General features: G+C 39.7%; 4 protein-coding genes. 1 reads left to right on the top strand and 3 read right to left on the bottom strand.

Annotation, left to right across the window (positions count from 1 at the left end; all coding sequences use genetic code 11):
- Positions 1-190: 190 nt before the first annotated feature.
- From AB3112_RS10650 to AB3112_RS10640, 3 genes are all read right to left on the bottom strand, one after another.
- Complete coding sequence (locus AB3112_RS10650; protein ID WP_367334470.1) at positions 191-661, bottom strand: hypothetical protein; 471 nt, start codon at positions 659-661, stop codon at positions 191-193.
- A 10-nt stretch (positions 662-671) separates the two neighbouring features.
- Positions 672-1,109, bottom strand: coding sequence for a hypothetical protein (locus tag AB3112_RS10645; protein WP_084974134.1), 438 nt, complete (start codon positions 1,107-1,109; stop codon positions 672-674).
- Positions 1,110-1,207: 98 nt separating this feature from the next.
- On the bottom strand, positions 1,208-2,218 hold the full coding sequence (locus tag AB3112_RS10640) for a lipoate--protein ligase (protein WP_075141174.1): 1,011 nt from the start codon (positions 2,216-2,218) through the stop codon (positions 1,208-1,210).
- Positions 2,219-2,378: 160 nt separating this feature from the next.
- Here AB3112_RS10640 and AB3112_RS10635 point away from each other — a divergent pair.
- Positions 2,379-2,551 (top strand): universal stress protein (locus AB3112_RS10635; RefSeq protein WP_367334471.1); only part of this gene is annotated, 173 nt, incomplete at its 3' end.

Below are 2,551 nucleotides of genomic sequence, written 5' to 3'. Positions count from 1 at the left end.
GTAGATGGACTTCTTGGATTCCACAATCCGCTAAAGTCAAACACCAGCAAATCTGTGCCTTAAAATGTGTCCCGTTCGAATTCACATAAATCGCTTGCGCGACAGCATAAATGCTGTGTGATTTCTCGACTCATCGCATACAAGTATTATTGCACGTTTCAATGAAAACATCAAGGCCGCTTTCAATCGACTATTTTTCTTCAGACTGCTTTTCAAGATTTTCCTTAACAGAGGCTAAATGCTCAGAAACCCAGTTATTCATCATGTCCAAGTAATTTGCGACATTACCGACATAGTCATCCGCGCTGGCAACCTCGTCAATTCGCAATCCCGATTGGTTAACGAGTGGCGAAACGATCACTAGATAAACGTTAACCGGTACCGTTTCTTCATCTTGAAGCATTTTACTGATAATTTTTGCATCTTGGAATGGTAAGTTGATTAAATTGGTTTCCAATCGCAATGAAACATCTTCATCGGACGCTTTAAGTTCCCCATAGCCAAGTTTTCCCAAATTCAGTTGTTCTTCCACGTAGTCATATACCGGCTGCATTGATTTATCAGGTTCTGCAATGATGTCGGCCAACTTCTTGGTAAACGTCTTTCCGGTTATTTTTTCGTTGACGAGATCATCAATGAAACTTACTGTGTCTTTTTCCAAAATTTTTCACCTATCTTTTTAATCCTTTTTGTCGATTAATCCGCCGTTGAAACGTATCATGCTGCAAAGTGGCCCGCAATCGAAACGCGATGATGTACCAGTAGACGTTCACCACGATACCAAAGGCCGCCACAGCAGCGACTAACAGTTTAACGAAAATATTGGCATCACTATTGATAAACATGGTGGAAATCATCCCCACAAAACCAACCGAGTAGATAGCAATCACGACTGCCAATAAATAGTAGCTGATCTTAACTCTTAATGCCACCAAAATTAAATTTGCGGCGTAAAATGCCACCGCGATCCAAGTGACGTGCAATGCTTCAGACACTTTTGCCGGCGTATTGAGCTTCACGAAGCTAAAGGTCATCAGCCAAGTTGTTGCCAAAAATACCAGCAGCGAAACAATTGCCCAGAAGATGGCCTGCTTCTCTTCTTTTTTCATATAACGATTTACCCTCCAGATTCCAACAAAAAAAGATAAATTCTAAAATGGAATTTATCTTTATTATTAACAGTTTCAGTTTACCGTATTTAACCGGTTTAGAAAAGCATATCAAAGATTTCTTCACGAGGAATTCCGGTGAAGTAATCGTTTAAATCAACGTCTTTCAAGGCATCTTCAAAGTCTTTGCGTTCAAAACGAACACCCTTTAACTTTTCAACCAGGTCAGTGGTGTCTTTGGAACCAAAGTAGTCACCAAAGAATTTAACATTGGAGACCTTACCGTCGTCGACTTGAAGACGGGCATCAATGGTTCCGTTGGTAAAGTGTTGACGCTTCTTAACGGTAAATTCTGGTGAATTACCGTATACCCAATCCCAGTTGTTGTAGTAATCGTCAAAGATCTTGTCAATTCCCTTCTTGTCATCATCAGTTAAGTGATATTCCTTATCCTTAATCTGATCCAAATCTTCAACATGGAAGAGTTCCTTCAATAAACGATCACGGAATTCTGGTGTGGTCAGGTTTTGATACTTAGGAGCCAAGTATGGCTTCAAGTTGGTTACCCGAGAGCTGACTGACTTGATTCCCTTTGACTTAATCTTATCTTCTGGAACGTTCAAAGCATTTGGAATGACTGACAAATCAACATCCAACATCAACGTCCCATGAGAGAATGTCTTGGGACCCTTAGTATACATTGCATTACCAGAGAACTTCTTACCGTCAACCAAGATGTCGTTTCGACCACTGACTTCAACGGACTTAGCGCCCATATCGTGCAGTGCATCAACGATTGGTTGTACAAATGACTTGAAGTCACCAAACTCCTCGCTGTCGCTGTCAACCACGAAGCTGAAGCAAAGATTGCCCAGGTCTTGGTAAACAGCGCCACCACCGGAAAGTCGACGAGTTACGACAATTCCGTGCTCATCAACGTATTTTTTATTAATTTCTTCAAGTGTATTTTGATTACGGCCAACAATGATACATGGTCCTTCAATGTAGAATAAAAGCAGTGGTTCATCAAACTTAATTTCGTTCATCAAATACTGTTCAGTAGCCAAGTTGCGTCTGATATCATTTGATTTCATGACATAGTAGTACATAAAATAAAAGCCCCTTTTCATTTATTTGATCAACTGAATATTAGCACGTTAGGAAAGCGATTACAATCACAAACAAAATTTTGAAAATTTTAATTGATTACATCCCTCGCTGAGAATGGTATAGTTTAAGTAAGGACAATACGAATACGGGGTGATTGACATGCAACAGCAAAAATATGAAAACGTCTTAGTACCGGTTGATGGTTCAAAAACAACTGATAAAGTGTTAAATCGAGCAATTGAAGTTGCCAAAGACAATGATGCACATCTGGATATTTTAAACATCTTGGAAGTAAACCAATTTAACCAAACTTATGGAAGTGCTGTAAGTGG

It is taken from the genome of Lentilactobacillus sp. (assembly GCF_040773105.1).
GTDB lineage: Bacteria > Bacillota > Bacilli > Lactobacillales > Lactobacillaceae > Lentilactobacillus > Lentilactobacillus parabuchneri.
The sequence above is the reverse complement of the archived record's forward strand: the minus strand, read 5'-3'. Positions and strand labels throughout refer to the sequence as shown.

Bases quoted from the DNA above. Each gene is read 5' to 3' on its own strand.
- AB3112_RS10645 (WP_084974134.1), bottom strand. From the start codon at position 1,109: ATGAAAAAAGAAGAGAAGCAGGCCATCTTCTGGGCAATTGTTTCGCTG.
- AB3112_RS10640 (WP_075141174.1), bottom strand. From the start codon at position 2,218: ATGTACTACTATGTCATGAAATCAAATGATATCAGACGCAACTTGGCT.